13 protein-coding genes and 1 pseudogene are annotated in these 14,478 nt (G+C 60.0%); 4 read left to right on the top strand and 10 right to left on the bottom strand.

The features are described 5' to 3' along the window. Window positions 1–323: pseudogene (gene ispH, locus IV098_RS15135) on the top strand (4-hydroxy-3-methylbut-2-enyl diphosphate reductase); the annotation flags it as partial. An 11-nt stretch (window positions 324–334) separates the two neighbouring features. Here ispH and IV098_RS15130 read toward each other — a convergent pair. From IV098_RS15130 to IV098_RS15100, 7 genes are all read right to left on the bottom strand, one after another. After that, window positions 335–793 (bottom strand): type IV pilin protein, encoded by a 459-nt coding sequence (locus IV098_RS15130; RefSeq protein WP_296890539.1) that lies wholly within the window; start codon window positions 791–793, stop codon window positions 335–337. 26 nt (window positions 794–819) lie between these two features. Next, window positions 820–4,368 carry a PilC/PilY family type IV pilus protein gene (locus IV098_RS15125; protein ID WP_296890537.1) on the bottom strand — a complete coding sequence of 1,183 codons (3,549 nt, stop codon included), beginning with the start codon at window positions 4,366–4,368 and terminating at the stop codon, window positions 820–822. 11 nt (window positions 4,369–4,379) lie between these two features. Beyond that, window positions 4,380–4,922: a PilX N-terminal domain-containing pilus assembly protein gene (locus IV098_RS15120; RefSeq protein ID WP_296890535.1), complete on the bottom strand. Its 543-nt coding sequence runs from the start codon at window positions 4,920–4,922 to the stop codon at window positions 4,380–4,382. A 10-nt stretch (window positions 4,923–4,932) separates the two neighbouring features. Next, a complete protein-coding gene (locus tag IV098_RS15115) occupies window positions 4,933–5,883 on the bottom strand; it encodes a PilW family protein (protein ID WP_296890534.1) in 951 nt (316 codons plus the stop codon). Further along, window positions 5,880–6,314: a type IV pilus modification protein PilV gene (pilV, locus tag IV098_RS15110; protein WP_296890533.1), complete on the bottom strand. Its 435-nt coding sequence runs from the start codon at window positions 6,312–6,314 to the stop codon at window positions 5,880–5,882. Before pilV ends, IV098_RS15115 begins: the two co-directional genes overlap by 4 nt. A gap of 9 nt (window positions 6,315–6,323) precedes the next feature. Next, window positions 6,324–6,866 (bottom strand): GspH/FimT family pseudopilin, encoded by a 543-nt coding sequence (locus tag IV098_RS15105; RefSeq protein WP_296890532.1) that lies wholly within the window; start codon window positions 6,864–6,866, stop codon window positions 6,324–6,326. 103 nt (window positions 6,867–6,969) lie between these two features. Next, window positions 6,970–7,488, bottom strand: coding sequence for a GspH/FimT family pseudopilin (locus IV098_RS15100; protein ID WP_296890530.1), 519 nt, complete (start codon window positions 7,486–7,488; stop codon window positions 6,970–6,972). Window positions 7,489–7,577: 89 nt separating this feature from the next. Between IV098_RS15100 and thiO the strand changes: the two genes are divergently transcribed. From thiO to IV098_RS15085, 3 genes are read left to right on the top strand one after another with little or no spacing between them, the layout of a single operon-like run. Beyond that, window positions 7,578–8,678: a glycine oxidase ThiO gene (gene thiO / locus IV098_RS15095; protein ID WP_296890529.1), complete on the top strand. Its 1,101-nt coding sequence runs from the start codon at window positions 7,578–7,580 to the stop codon at window positions 8,676–8,678. After that, window positions 8,675–9,613, top strand: coding sequence for a mitochondrial fission ELM1 family protein (locus tag IV098_RS15090; protein WP_296890528.1), 939 nt, complete (start codon window positions 8,675–8,677; stop codon window positions 9,611–9,613). The genes thiO and IV098_RS15090 overlap by 4 nt, the downstream gene beginning before the upstream one ends. Further along, window positions 9,592–10,722, top strand: coding sequence for a glycosyltransferase family 4 protein (locus tag IV098_RS15085; RefSeq protein ID WP_296890527.1), 1,131 nt, complete (start codon window positions 9,592–9,594; stop codon window positions 10,720–10,722). The genes IV098_RS15090 and IV098_RS15085 overlap by 22 nt, the downstream gene beginning before the upstream one ends. A gap of 4 nt (window positions 10,723–10,726) precedes the next feature. On the opposite strand, the gene IV098_RS15080 is transcribed toward IV098_RS15085, so the two are convergent. From IV098_RS15080 to IV098_RS15070, 3 genes are all read right to left on the bottom strand, one after another. Further along, the gene (locus IV098_RS15080; protein ID WP_296890526.1) at window positions 10,727–11,776 is read right to left on the bottom strand and encodes a glycosyltransferase family 10; all 1,050 of its coding nucleotides are present in this window, start codon (window positions 11,774–11,776) and stop codon (window positions 10,727–10,729) included. Next, window positions 11,773–13,602: a nucleoside-diphosphate sugar epimerase/dehydratase gene (locus IV098_RS15075; RefSeq protein ID WP_296890524.1), complete on the bottom strand. Its 1,830-nt coding sequence runs from the start codon at window positions 13,600–13,602 to the stop codon at window positions 11,773–11,775. Before IV098_RS15075 ends, IV098_RS15080 begins: the two co-directional genes overlap by 4 nt. Continuing rightward, on the bottom strand, window positions 13,592–14,478 hold an 887-nt coding region (locus IV098_RS15070; RefSeq protein WP_296890523.1), incomplete at its 5' end, for a glycosyltransferase family 4 protein. The genes IV098_RS15070 and IV098_RS15075, both read right to left, overlap by 11 nt.

Raw genomic sequence — 14,478 nt, 5'->3', positions numbered from 1 at the left:
GGCAGGATGCGGTCAAGGTGCTGGCCAAACAATGCGATGTGGTGATCGTGGTGGGGTCGCCGACCAGTTCGAATTCAAACCGGTTGCGCGAGGTGGCGGAGAATCTGGGAGTACCGGCTTACATGGTCGACCATGCCGGGGAAATTGACCCCACCTGGCTCGACAGGAAAAATCACGTAGGGGTAACAGCAGGGGCTTCCGCACCCGAAATTCTGGTGCGTGCCGTCATCGAGCGACTTGAATTGCTGGGTTGCAAATCAGTGAGAAACCTCGACGGGACGCCAGAAAAGGTGGCCTTTGCGTTGCCAAAGGGGCTGAGTTAACAATCCAATCATTATCGCCAACACTCAGCCACATCCCCGTCTGCGCCCTGCAAGCCTGCATTTGTGTAAGTGATCACGCCGCATGTATCCCCCGACATGGTGCCTGTTGGAGTGGCCGATAATATAAACGTCTGTGCAGGTGCCGCCCCCATCACAACAGTCATGTTGTATCGAGCCGCTCCATTTTCAGGACTTTGTGGTTTAGGTAAGCTGGCATCATTAATGTCCACCCCGCCACTTGTTTCATCGTAACGGTTTGCGGTGGTGTAATTGCGCTCAAGAAACTGGGCATTTTCCAGCAACATCGCCCGTGCTTCTGCCCGATTGGCGCGCTGCACATATTGCGTGTAGCTCGGATATGCAATCGATGCCAAGATGCCAATGACGGCCACCGTAATCATCAACTCGACCAAAGTAAAACCCTGGTTTGAGGCCCTGTTTCCGATGCTTGGTCGTAAGTTGATAGCCATAATTGGTCCTTACAGAAACGGTTGAATTACTGTATCTGCCGCCAGGATGTCCGGCCAGCCGTCGAGCCGCTTTTCTCGGTAATCACCCCGATGCCCTTGCCTACGTTCGAGCTGAACTTGTACTCCTTGCTACCTGCAGATACCACTGTGGGCTGGTTCAGCGTCATCGAGCCCGATCTCACGCCGGCAGCCGCGAACGCGCCCGATGCATAGCCCTCGACGAAATCATCCGAGTCAAAATCGCCATCGCCATCGATGTCCAATGCCGAGTAGTCAAGATTGCCGCCCGTTTCAGCGTCCAGCTCCATAAGCCAACTCGAACCTTGCAGGCAGGGGTCAGTCACACTGGGCTCCAGCGTATTGAAGATCACCCGACCAAACCGCAACAGGGGTGGAGAGATGACACGTTCACCCCGGAGAATATTGTCCGGCGCAACAAGATCCAGCACCCACCCCTTTTTGGTGCTCCAGTAAGCGGGTGCGTTGCTTGTTACCCGCACCTCCTGCGAGTTCTCAATTCCCTGATAGACGATGCTTTGTGTCCAGAGATTGTTTCTGTCGTAGGTAGTCAGGCTTTCGTCGTCCAGCACGCCATAGAAAGACTGCTTATCCGTCACGGTTGAGTCGCCGTCCACGAAATAACGCCCTGTGCCGAAATACACCATAGCCTTGCCGGAAACCCCATTGGGGGGGCCGGTCACACCCAGCTGAGCCTGAATCGGCTGCCGTACGGCAGAACCGCCTGTCCCATCTTTGGCCACGAACATGGGCTGGGGTGCGGCCACCGAACCTTGTGCGATTCTCCAACTGGCGGCAAAGCTTGCGCTCACATCGAATTTCCAGACGTTGCCCTGCAAATCGCCCGCATAAATTGCATCGATGATCCGGTCGTTGTTCAGGTCGACCAGTTTGGGGGTCGACAACCCGTTTTCTGCAGCGGCCGAACCATACTTTGTGTCGATGAAGTAGTAATTCGATGGATTATCTACCTGCACCAGGAACAGGCCCGCCTGCTTGTCAGCGCTGCCATAACCATTCGAGAACACGGCATAGAAATGTCCATCGGCAAACGGCGCAATGGTTGCCGGCCCGAAGATATAACCCATCTTGCTGGCATGCGCGCCGCCATTGAACTCCCACAGCACTTTGGTACCGTCCATGGCATTGGGGTTGGTAATATCGAGCGCAAATACCGACTTGCCGCCTGCGCCCAGCGTCCCGAGCAAGACCGTACGCCATGTTCCCCCCCATTCTGCATCGCCGAATGCTGCCGCACCATCAACGAAATACTTGTGGTTGGCCGGATAGGTGACATCAGTCAGATCCGCCAATGAACTGTGCAATTCACTGGGGACGTAGGCGAATTTCTCCACCCCGGTTGCAGCATCGAAACCATGCAGCATGCCATCGTTGGCTCCTACATAAATCATGTTCGTGGTGCTTTTGCTGCTGACAAATGCCGGATAACTGGTCGCGTAGGCAGGGATGACTTCAAGCCGGAAATTTTCTCCTCCCACAAACACCGGATCGGAATTCACAATGTCGCCCAGCAGTTTGTAACGGCTGCGCAATGTCCCGCCGGGCAATTCCAGCGACTGGTCACCACGCAGATAGTTAACGACATCTGCCGTCAGTGTCCCGCCGAATGCCCCGGTAAAACTTGTCGCGGCGCCAGCGCTCGTCGTCCAGATATTCCGCGCTGCGGGTGCAGGGAGATTCGCGCTTGCAGACCAGACCGGGGCACCAGGCAATCCCGTAATCTGATCGAGCGGAATGGCTTCCAGTTCACCCGACCAGTCGTTTGAATCGAAGCTGGCCAGATAGATACGCGTGCTGGTTTCCAGACGTTTGGAGTTGGCTGCGATCGAAGACGATGAACCGACCTTGGCTGCCACATCATTCACAATCGATTTCAGCGACTTGTTAAGCGTCTCGGGGTCGTCGGCACTGAAAAACTTGCCACGACTGTTGAGCGCCGCGTGCCACAGATCGGCAACGTTACCGACCAGATCAGACCCTGCTGCCGGCCAGTTCTTGATTCCTGCTTTCAGATCTTGATAACTGCTAGTTGTCACATTAGTGCTATGCGGATCTCCGTCCCATTTCAGCGCTGGCGTTGTTGTATCAAGCACCCGGGTGAGTCCAAGTCCCACCGTGTAGGTCACCATGTGCTGCCATTTGGCAGGGTTGTTTTTCGGATCCCAATAAGCTGCCCCCAGAATCGTAGCGTCCACGTTATCCAGAGTGGAGGGGTAACGCGCAACGTCGTTTTTCAAACTGGTGTTCAAATCCGTTGCCCAGTAATGGAAAGCCACATCGGCAAGAGAGTTGGAGTTCGCATCCTTGTAAGGGGCAACTGGAACATATCCGCCACCAGCAGGTGGCGACTCGATGCAGTTTGGCGTCGCTACAGGGCACGATGTGCTGAATACGTTAGGCAAAGCAGTCGCCACACTGTCGCTTTTAAGTGTTCCCGAAGCGTTCGAACCATTCCAGATGCCGTCCGTCATCAACATACTGAAGTTGGCACGGCATGAATAACGCTTGCTTGAGTCATCATCAACTTGAGGGTCGAAAGCATACGGACTGGTCAAGCCCGTTGATATTCTGAAGTACTCACCAGCCTTGCCAAGCGCCTGGCGCAAGGGCGTCCCGCTGTTTGCCGGCAGCTTGAACAACCATTTGTACAGCCGGGCTTTATGCGCGGCATCGTAGCGCCGGATGCGGTTCTCAACTGAAACGTTATCCCACCCTTTACATGAGGTAGTACCAAAGCTCGTACACGTATTCAAAGCCTGCCACGCCACCCGCATTTCCGGGGTGATGTCCTGAAACGCACGGGAGCCTGCGGTAATGGTCGCCAGATTGCGGGTACGGTAAAACGAATACCAGTTGGCGAAGTTCTGCCGCTCGTCCTTGTCGGCCGCGTCGATGACGCCATTGCCATCGATATCCGCTGTAGCGGGACCCGAGGTCGCGGTCACAAATACCGGTTGGTAACAATCGTCGTCGCTGATCGTGCCGTTGCAACTCGGCAGCGTCGATACGAAATTGTAGTAATACGCCTTCGTGTTCGCGTTATTGGCTATAGCGCCAAAAAACTGCCCCCCCCCCAAATCGGCCGCAGCATGGTTTGCAAAAGATTGCGTATACCCGCCTGCTGCTGTTCCGGTTGGACGAAACACACTTTGTGGCCGGTATTGCGTCTCTAAATCAATTGATCCGTAAGGTGCATAAAACCCGTTGCGCCAGGCTGCAGAAAAAGTCGTGGTCAACTCCACGCCATTCACGTCAAGGGGCGGCAGATAGCGAATAGCGGGGTTGTAATACTGCGCATTGAAAGTCGCTGACTTGAAGCGACGCGTTGAACTGTTCCCGCTGATGCTGTCAGGAACGTATGCCCATTGCATACTCCCCGAATCATCCAGCGTAATCACGAAGTTGGGTGCCACGCCCGTAGAAAGAAACAGTGGCACGTTATGCGGCTCGATGGCCTGTGCCGACAAGGGAAGCATGACAGCTGCCACCAGAGCGAGGCGCTTCAGGAGCAGGAAGTTATTGGCCGGTTGAGTCATGATTCACCTCGTTACGGTTGTTCGATGTTGACGATCGATTGCAGGATGACAGGGGCGTTGCCGGATGCAGTTGCACGTGCGGTAATGCGATACAGGCCATCGCGCGGATTGCCGCTCTGGGGGGTATAGCCCAGGTCGTCATTGCCGCCCGTACCTGTTCTGAGTGAAAGCTTCTCGATGACGTACTGCACACTGTCGACACTTGGGTAAACCAGGCCCGGCGTGGCTGCGGTTGTCCAGTCAAAGGTTTTCCAGTCATCCGTGCTGGCCACTCCGGTGGGCACTACGCCCACATCAAAATAGCCAGGGCCGGTTGCCGGATCCACCGGCGAATTCAGCGCCTGCTCGCCAGCCCGCAGCCCAGCCTCGGCCGCCTGGAACGCCAGATTCTGGCTGCGCAGATTGCCCGCCATTTTTTCTTCAAGAATGCTGCCGCGCATGGAGGCGAGCACGATCAGCGTGAGCACCACCATGAAAATCAGGCCGGTGATCAGCGCTACGCCTTTCTGCCTGACATGGGTACGGGCTGAATGGGTCGGGGTCGGGATATACATTGCCATTCCCTTATTGCAAGCGGTTGCGAATCCCTACCGTGGTAGAGAACGTCTGATAAATACGCCGGTCGCCCGCCACAATCGCATCAGGCGTGCCATCGTCGTCTGCATCGATACGATAGGTCTGCGCGGCAGCGGTCAGGTTATTGTCCGGGCTTGCCATCAGCAAACTGATGCGCACGCTGACAACCTGTTCCCAGTTAGCGACACCACTCGCGGTCTGGTACTGGTCTGCCGCACGGTCATTATTGATATCGATGCCGTACATGATCTGCATATCCTCGACCCCCTCGACCAGTTCGGCAGCGCCATCGTTGACGCTGTTGCGATAGAGCGACCGCACGCCTGCCGGGTTGTTGCCGATGTAATAGGAGAAGCGGTCGAATTCCATGACCTCATCAGCCGGCGCACCCGGCAAGGTAGTAAGGTCGACTGGTGCCGAACGCAAAATACCGACCGGTGGTGCGTCTGCCGCCGGACGGCAGGTTACGACCGCGAGAATGTCGTTTTCCTTGTATGCATAGGGATTGGCACCCGCTGTCAGTGACGCAACCGTCACACTACTGCCTTGCGAACCCCAGACCGACAAAGCGTCGCCCGCCACACGCGGCACAGTCGCTGCAGGCACGCCCAGTGGATCGGTTCCCGTGTCCCCTCCCGTGACCGCCATCGCGTTGGTCAACCCAGGCGCAGGCGCCACGAAATTGGGCGCCGCTTCGCCCATGCTGGTACAGCCAAGCGAGCCCGCCATGCGTATGTCACGCGCCATGGTATCCAAGGCATAACGCGCACTTTCCTGCATGCGCGCCATGTTTTCCGTGTTCCTGAATGACTGGCGGCTGCCCAGGTAAAGGTAACCGACCGCCGCCACCACGATGAAACCGAGCGTGACGGCAACCATCATCTCTACAAGGCCAAAGCCTCGCTGGCCAATTCTGGAGTAATTGGGATGCGCGCTCATAACTGACTCACCACTGTGAGGGGTAGCGGCCCAGTATTTGTATCATCGGCGGCTTGCGTGCCGCGCTCATCGTTCCACTGGATCGTGACAGTCACGGTCCTCGCCTCACCTGCCGCCACCACTGCAACAGACCCATCACCTTCTGGCAGTGTGTTTGCAATCATTGCCTTCCAATCCGTAATATCCGTACCGGCCATCCCGACTGCCCCGGACGCTGCGCCTATTCCCACGACATACGCCGCGGCATTCGGACGATTCGTGCGCATACGGTCAATCACGTCGTAAGCCAGCCACGTCGCCTGGGACCGGTAATAAGCGCTGTGATTGTTGCGCAGACTGGACGCCATCAACCCGGCCAAACCGAGCAGGCCGATTGACAGGATCAGCATGGCCACCAGCACTTCGAGAAGCGTAAAGCCTTTTTGACGCATGTTATTTCCTCAGGGACAGGCCGTAATCGGGGTAATGTTGGCTCGCCCGGCTGCAACAATTTCAATCTGTCGCCCCCTTATGCCCGTTACACCGGGACACAAGGTGAGCATGGCTGTACTGCCCACTGCCAGATTGGGCATACCCGTCGGCAAATAGGATATGAAGTCACCGGCATTGGCATCTGCTGCCAGCGTGCTGGTGCCGGTCAATGCAGGGAAAACCTGGATCGCTTCATCCGTGCCGTCCATCGTTCCTGCCACGCCGCCATCTACAAACACCATCCAGCCCTGCGCCCAGCTACCGCTCGTTACGCAAGCACCGCCCGCACTTTTGCAGACACTCACCCTGGCATTGCGCTTGACCGCTTCGCTGCGCGCAATTTGCAATGCCGACAGGACATCGTTGCTCTTGGACGACATACGATTGTTCATCACAAAATCCTGGTAACTGGGGACAGCCACCGACAACAAAATGCCCGCCACGGCTATCGTGACTAGCAATTCGATCAGCGTGAACCCGCTGTGCATGCGCATTGTGTGCAGTTTTTCCATGAATCGAACCGTAGCCACACTCTTGATTGCATACCAGTCATTACCGACAGACGGCAGATTTGACCGCACGCGTGGAATTACAGCGGGTGTTCCAGACCCATTTTTAGCAAGCAGCGCTTTCAAGCCGCACCCGGCCCAGCTTGTTCACGATCACCTTGCGTGCATGCCCTTCCAGACAGACACGCATCGTATCGTTCGGTAACCAGGATGAGCCTTCGCTTCTACCCGTCGGCATGTAGCTGGCAAACTGACTGAAGTTGATGGCGGTAATGACCGCATTCTGGCTGCCACCGTAGACATGAATCACCGTATCGTCCGAATCCACGACACCCCGGCCGCCAAAATCGACGAATACCAGCCAACCCTGTTGCCATTGCCCTGTGCTACTACAAGCGGGCACAGGATTGAGCGCATTGGCACTTTTGCAAACGGTGACACGCTGGCCACGCTTGACCGCCTCAGAGCGTGCCAGCTGCAAAGCAAATACCAGCTCGTTGGTCACCGCAGCCAACTTGCTGGCATTCACCAGAAATCCATAGCCCGGAATGGCAATCGCCAATAAAATCGCACCCACCGCCATCGTTACCAGCAACTCCACCAGCGTGAACCCACGTCGTAGCATTTATCTCTCTCCCCGATTTACATTTCCCCCAGGGAGCATGCCATTCTGCGTGAGGCGTTTCTATACAACTTTAGTTGTAGGTCGAGCCCATGGATGAGCCTCGAAAAACGGGTAAAAACGCCTCCGTCCTTGTGCTGGGCGCTGGCGTCTCCGGCTTGAGTGCCGCGCTGGCGCTCCTGCAACGGGGCGATCGCGTGACGCTGCTGGAACGCGGCGAAGCCGGGGCCGAATCATCTTGGGCAGGGGGCGGAATCGTGTCGCCGCTGCTGCCCTGGGATTACGCCGAGCCGCTATCCGGGCTGGCGCTTCGCTCGATGGCGGCCTATGCGGACTGGATCGCGGCCATTGAGGCGCTGTCGGGCGAATGCGCTGAATACTGGCGCTGCGGGATGCTCGTTCGCGAGGTGGACGAACCCGAGGCGGCGCTTGCATGGTGCGCAGCGCATGGTCTGGCAGCACAGCGTGAGCCGTCCCATCCATCCGACATCCGCTTGCCGGACATCGCCCAGGTGCGTAACCCCAGGCTGGTCAACGCGCTGCGTGCGGGGGTGACCCGACTGGGCGGCGTCATCCATACCCATAGCCCGGCACTATCCATGACCGCTCAGGCTGGCCGGATGACCACGGTGCAGACTGCACAGGGCGCATTTTCTGCCGACCGGTTCGTCATCGCCACCGGCGCATGGTCGGGCAGCACGCTGCCCGGTTTGCCCGCTGCGCCCAATATCCGGCCGATCCGCGGGCAGATGCTGCTGTTCAAGCTTGAGCCCGGGGTGCTGGACACGATTTTGTATCGCCAGGGCCTATATCTGATTCCGCGTCGCGATGGCCATGTACTGGTGGGCAGCACGCTGGAAGATGCCGGCTTCGACAAATCAACCGATGCGGCCACGCGATCACGTCTGCACACTGCGGCAACGGAACTCCTGCCGGCACTGGCAAACGTCCAGCCGGTGCAGCATTGGGCGGGGCTGCGACCGGGCTCGCCGGACAACATTCCGATCATCGGCCGGCATCCTGATTTCGAGAATGTTTTCATCAATGCCGGTCATTTCCGCTATGGCGTCACCCTGGCCCCAGCCTCGGCAGCGTTGCTGGCGGCCTTGATGGAGGGCAGCCCGCCTGCGTTCGACCCCACGCCCTATAGCTGGCAGGCGGCCCTCGATCGGCACTGGGCACAAAGCCGATGAATGAAGGCATCGAGCCTGAAACAAGCTTGATGGCGCCGCTCACCATCTGGATCATCAGCGATGGCAAACCCGGACACCTCAACCAGTCGCTGGGGCTGGCCGAAGCGCTGGCGCGTGCAACCCCCACCCGGATTCACCGCCTGCCGGCGCTGTCAGCCTGGCGCGCCTGGCTGGGTGTGCTGTTCAAGGTTTCACCGTACACGTCCCTGCCTGCGCCGGCCCTGATCATAGGCGCGGGACACGCCACGCATCTGACGCTACTGGCGGCGCGGCGCGCATGCGGCGGTCGCGCCGTGGTCATGATGAAACCGAGCCTGCCGCGTTGCTGCTTCGATCTGTGCATCCTGCCGCAGCACGATGGCGTCGCTGCGGATGCACAGACGCTGGTGACCGAAGGCGCGGTCAATCGCATCCTTCCATCCGGGCAACGCCAACCCGAACGCGGGCTGATCCTGATTGGCGGCGTCTCGTCCCATTTCGAGTGGGACAGCGACGCGATCCAGCTTCAGATCAAAAGCATCCTCGCGCAGACGCCCGGCGTGCACTGGACGCTCACCACTTCGCGGCGCACGCCGGATGACTTTCTGACGTCGCTACCGTCGCACACCCATCTGAGTCTCGTTCCACATACTGCGACTTCGCCGGACTGGCTACCCGATCAGCTCGCGCAGAGCAGCACCGTCTGGGTCACGCCCGACAGCGCATCGATGGTGTTCGAAGCCTTGACCGCAGGTGCCGACGTGGGGGTATTCGATTTGCCGGTCAACCCGAAAAGCCGCGTTGGCTGGGCCATTTCACATCTCGCCGAGGCACGCCGGATTACCCGCTTTGCGAGCTGGTGCGCCCACGAGACACTCCACCCCAACACCCAACCGCTGGCCGAAGCCGACCGCTGCGCCGCATGGATCCTGCAATGGCTGAACAACAAAAACTAACCGTCTTGCAATTGCTGCCCGCGCTGGAATCCGGCGGCGTGGAGCGCGGCACGCTTGAAATCGCCCAGGCGCTGGTGGAACGCGGCCACCGCGCGCTGGTGATGTCGGCCGGTGGACGGCAAGTGCCGGCACTGCTTGCAGCCGGCGGCGAACATTTCGCCTGGCCGGTTGGCCGCAAACGCTTCAAGACGCTGTTGCTGGTCGGCAAGCTGCGGCAATTTCTGTTGCAGCATCAGGTCGACATCATCCATGCACGTTCCCGCGTGCCCGCCTGGATCGCCTGGCTCGCCTGGCGCGGCATGAATCCCGCCACGCGCCCGCGCTTCGTCACCACCGTGCACGGTCTGTATGGCGTCAACCGCTACAGCCGCATCATGACGCGCGGCGAACGCGTGATTGCGGTGTCGAATACCGTGCGCGATTACATCCTGCGCGAGTACCCCGACACGCTGCCGTGGTGCATTCAGGTGATCCATCGCGGCGTCGATGGCAATGCCTATCCGCACGGCTGGAAACCCGACCCGGTCTGGCAGCAGGCATTTTTTGCCCAGTTTCCGCAGGCCGTCGGCAAGCTGCTGCTCACCCTGCCCGGCCGCGTCACGCGGCTGAAAGGCCACGAAGACCTGATCGAACTGATTTCTCGACTGAAACGTCGCGGCCTGCCGGTGCACGGCCTGATCGCCGGCGGCGCGTCCGCATCCAAGCAGCGCTATCTGCAGAAACTGCGTTACCGGGTGCGCAGCATGGGGCTGGAAAACGACATCAGCTTCAGCGGCCAGCGCGACGACCTGAAAAACATTCTGGCGATGTCGAATCTGGTGCTGTCCCTGTCCACCCAGCCCGAATCGTTTGGCCGCACCACGCTGGAAGCGTTGCGGCTGGGCGTGCCGACTGCGGGTTACGAGCACGGCGGCGTGGGTGAGATCTTGCGCACGATCTATCCAGCCGGGTTGCTGCCGCTCGGGCGCATCGACGAAAGCTTCCAGCGCGTGGCGCAACTGCTGCAATCGCCACCGGCGGTCCCGGACGGGGATTTTTTCCCGCTCCGCAACATGCTGGATCAAACCCTGGACCTGTACGAACAACTGGCGCGCACGCCGCGCCGCTGAGCAACTAGCGCCCCCAAATCGCAGCGGGCAGATGCAGCAAGCGCCCGCGCAGCTTGCCGAACAGGTCGCGCAAGACCACCGCCGGACTGCTGAGCCGCATGGCGCGGCGCGACAGGATCGCCGCCCCCGGCTCGGCTTGCGCCCCTGCCTGATGCAAACGTGCAATTTCGCGCGCTGCCACCGCAAACAGGTTGTAGTCGAACATCACCCGCCGTCGCGCCTCGATCAGCGCGGGCAGGCGCTTCTCGTATTCGTTGCCGGCCACCGCTGCACGGATGATTTCCAGTGCGCCCGCCGGATCGTGGATGTCGATACGGATAAAGCTGTCGGCGGGGAAATAGGCTTCCGCATCGGGACAGCCGTAATAGAACGGCAGGGTCAACCCCAAAAACGGGTCGGCGAGTTTCTCGGTCCAGTGATGCGCGCCGACGAAATTCTCGATCGCAACGTGGTAACGGTAATCGCGCAGGCAATCGGCCTTGTCGTCCAGCGGACGCGGCGTTTCCCGACCAAAAATATCGAGTTCCGGCATCTGCTGCACCAGCCCGCGCATGAAATGGGCGCGGTGGTAATGCAGAGTGTGGCGCATGGCCTTCGGCGAATACACCATCGATACGTCGCGGGTTTTATCGGCGGGCTGCAGCATGCTGTCGAACGGCAGGATTGCGCGGCTGCCCACGCCATAAAACCATTGCAGGGCAGGCTGTGAATAAATGCGCTGCGGATGCGGCAAGGCCCATTCGGGCTGGCTGGTGAGCACCGCCCCGAACTGGCGGGTGTAGTCGTCACCGTAGATTTTGACCGATGAGGGCTCGCTGGTCACCAGCAGGGTGTGCGCCCGCGGGCACCCCAAAACCTCGCGGCTGGTTTTTTTTGTCTCGCCCGCGCGTGCCGGCAGATCGTCGTAGACCAGCAGCCAGTCGTAATCGGTTGCGGTGCGATCGAACACAAACTCGCACGCGCCCCAGACCGGTTCGCCATGCGGAAACTGGTGCAGCCAGATCGCATCCGGCACGCTGCCGATTACTTTTACCCGCAGTTTATTGAGGCTCACGCCGACCCCGGCTGATACTCCGGCACCCAGGTTCGCAGTTGATGCTTGACCGTCGCTTCGTCGTGCGGCTCGGCATGCGCCAGCCAGGCCAAGCATTCGGCGTGCCAATCCGCATTGGCCGCGCGCGCCTTGGCCACGCGCAGTTTGGGGTGCGGCGTGGGTAGCGTGGATTCGTCGTCGGCGAGCAACTCTTCATAAAGCTTTTCGCCGGGGCGCAGGCCGGTGTACTCGATGCGGATACGCGATTCGTCCGCGCCCGACAAACGGATCATGAGGCTGGCGAGTTCGGCGATCTTCACCGGTGCGCCCATGTCCAGCACGAATATCTCGCCGCCCGCCCCCATCAGTCCGGCCTGCAGCACCAGCTGCGCAGCCTCGGGGATCGACATGAAATAACGGGTGATCTCGGGATGCGTCACCGTCACCGGCCCGCCCGCCTCGATCTGCTGCTGGAACTTGGGAATCACGCTGCCGGAGGAACCCAGCACGTTGCCGAAACGCACCGATACGAAACGCGTACCTTCCGGTTTCTGCATCGCCTGGCAGGCCATCTCGGCCAGCCGCTTGGTCGCGCCCATTACATTGGTCGGGTTGACCGCCTTGTCGGTGGAAATCATCACAAACTTGCCCACCCCGTTCGCCTGCGCGGCAGCGGCAACCACCTGCGTGCCCAGCACGTTGTTGCGCACCGCTTCCCAGGCATTGCCGTTTTCCATCAGCGGCACATGCTTGTAGGCAGCGGCATGGAACACCACGGCGGGACGATGCTCCGCCATCACCCGGTTCACCCATTCGGCGTTCTTGACGTCGCCGATCACCGGCACAATCGGTACCTCCGGAAAGCGCTGCGGCAGTTCCTGCTCCATCGAATACAAGGCCAGCTCGGACTGCTCGAACAACACCAGCTTGCCGGGCGAAAAACGCGCAATCTGGCGGCACAACTCGGACCCGATCGAACCGCCGGCGCCCGTCACCATCACCACCTGCCCGGTCAGCAACTGGTGCAAGCCACTGTCGTCGAGCGCCACCGGATCGCGCCCCAGCAGATCGTCCAGTTCGATGCGCCGCAGGCTGGCCACGGACACCCGTCCGGCCACCAGGTCTTCAAGCGACGGGATCGTCAGCACATTGAGTCCAGCCTCGGCGCTCAGTTGGGTGATGCGCTTGCGCACGTCATGCGCAGCCGAGGGTAGCGCCAGCACAATGTCCTGCACATCCATCTTGCGTGCGTGGACCGCCACTTCATCCAGCGCGCCCACCACCGGTATGCCCTGCACCAGCCGACGCTGCTTGTCGCGGCTGTCGTCGAGCAACCCCACCACATGAAACCCCGAGGGATTGCGTGCCAGCTCGCGCAGCAAAAAATCCGCGGCCGATCCGGCACCTGCCACCAGGACAGGCTTGCTGTCCGGGTGCAACACACTGGCCAGGCGATGTTCCTTCCAGGCGCGGTAGGCCAAGCGGCTTCCCCCCATCACCATCAACAACAACAATGGATCGAGAATCAGCACCGACCGTGGCACCACCACATCGACGCGGAACAGAATCAATACCACCGGAATCATCACGGCAGCCAAGCCGACAGCCAGCACGATGCGCTTGAGGTCGGGCAGGCTGGCAAAGCGCCAGATGCCGCGGTATAGGCCAAAACGCCAGAACACCACGGCCTGCAGGGGCACCACCCAGAGCAACGTGGAGAGCGCAGCGGCCTGATATTCCGCAGGTACGGCAAGATTGAAGCGCAACCAGTACGCGCCCAGCCAGGCCAGTGCAGCGACCAGGATGTCGTGCAGGATGATGGCAAGACTACGGGGATTAAGATTCATTGCGGGATCGGTTCCAGCGTCGGTCGATAGCCAGAAATACAAACAGATAAAGTGCGGCCGCCAGTATAAGCAGAGAAGCCGTGCGCTGCGGCATACGCAGCAGCGCAAACGCCAAACCGGCGCTTGTCAGCATCAGCGCATACGCCGCCCAGGCCAACTGGCGGTGCGATGCCCCCAGCAACACCACGCGCTGGTAATAATGCGAACGGTGCGCCTGCCAGATTTTTTCGCCGCGCAGCCCGCGGCGCACCAGGGTCACACTGGCATCGACGATAAATGGCGAAAACACCAGCAAGGGAAAAAGCCATGGCCATACGTCTTGCCGCGCGCCGAAAATTCCGAGCGTGGCGGCCAGAAACCCCAAGGGGATCGAACCGGCGTCCCCCATGAATATCCGCGCGGGGGGGAAATTGAAGCGCAGAAAAGCCAGTGCCGCCGCTGCGATTGCCGCACACAGCGCCGCTAGTTCCGGCGCACCGCTGCCCCATGCCGCCAGCGCCAGCGCCCCGAAGCCGATGGCTGCCATACCGCCTGCCAAGCCATCCGCGCCATCCATGAAATTATATAAATTGGTCATCCACACGACTGCCAGCGTTGCCAGCAGCAGACCCCATCCGCCGAGCCCCAGCGCCAGCAGGACTGCCCCTGCCGCGATGAAATGCGCCAAAAAGCGCAGCGCCACCGGCAACCCACGCACATCGTCCAGCACCGACAGCGCAGTCAGGGCAAACGCCGCCAGCATCACCGGCGCCAAGCTCGCACTTGCCAGCCACATCGAGGCAGCGGCCACACCCGCCATGATGCCCAGCCCGCCGATACGTGGCGTCGGTGTCGCGTGCAGCGAACGCTCATTGGGATGATCCATCGGCAGTCGGC

It is taken from the genome of Thiobacillus sp. (genome assembly GCF_018780105.1).
GTDB lineage: Bacteria > Pseudomonadota > Gammaproteobacteria > Burkholderiales > Thiobacillaceae > Thiobacillus.
The sequence above is the reverse complement of the archived record's forward strand: the minus strand, read 5'-3'. Positions and strand labels throughout refer to the sequence as shown.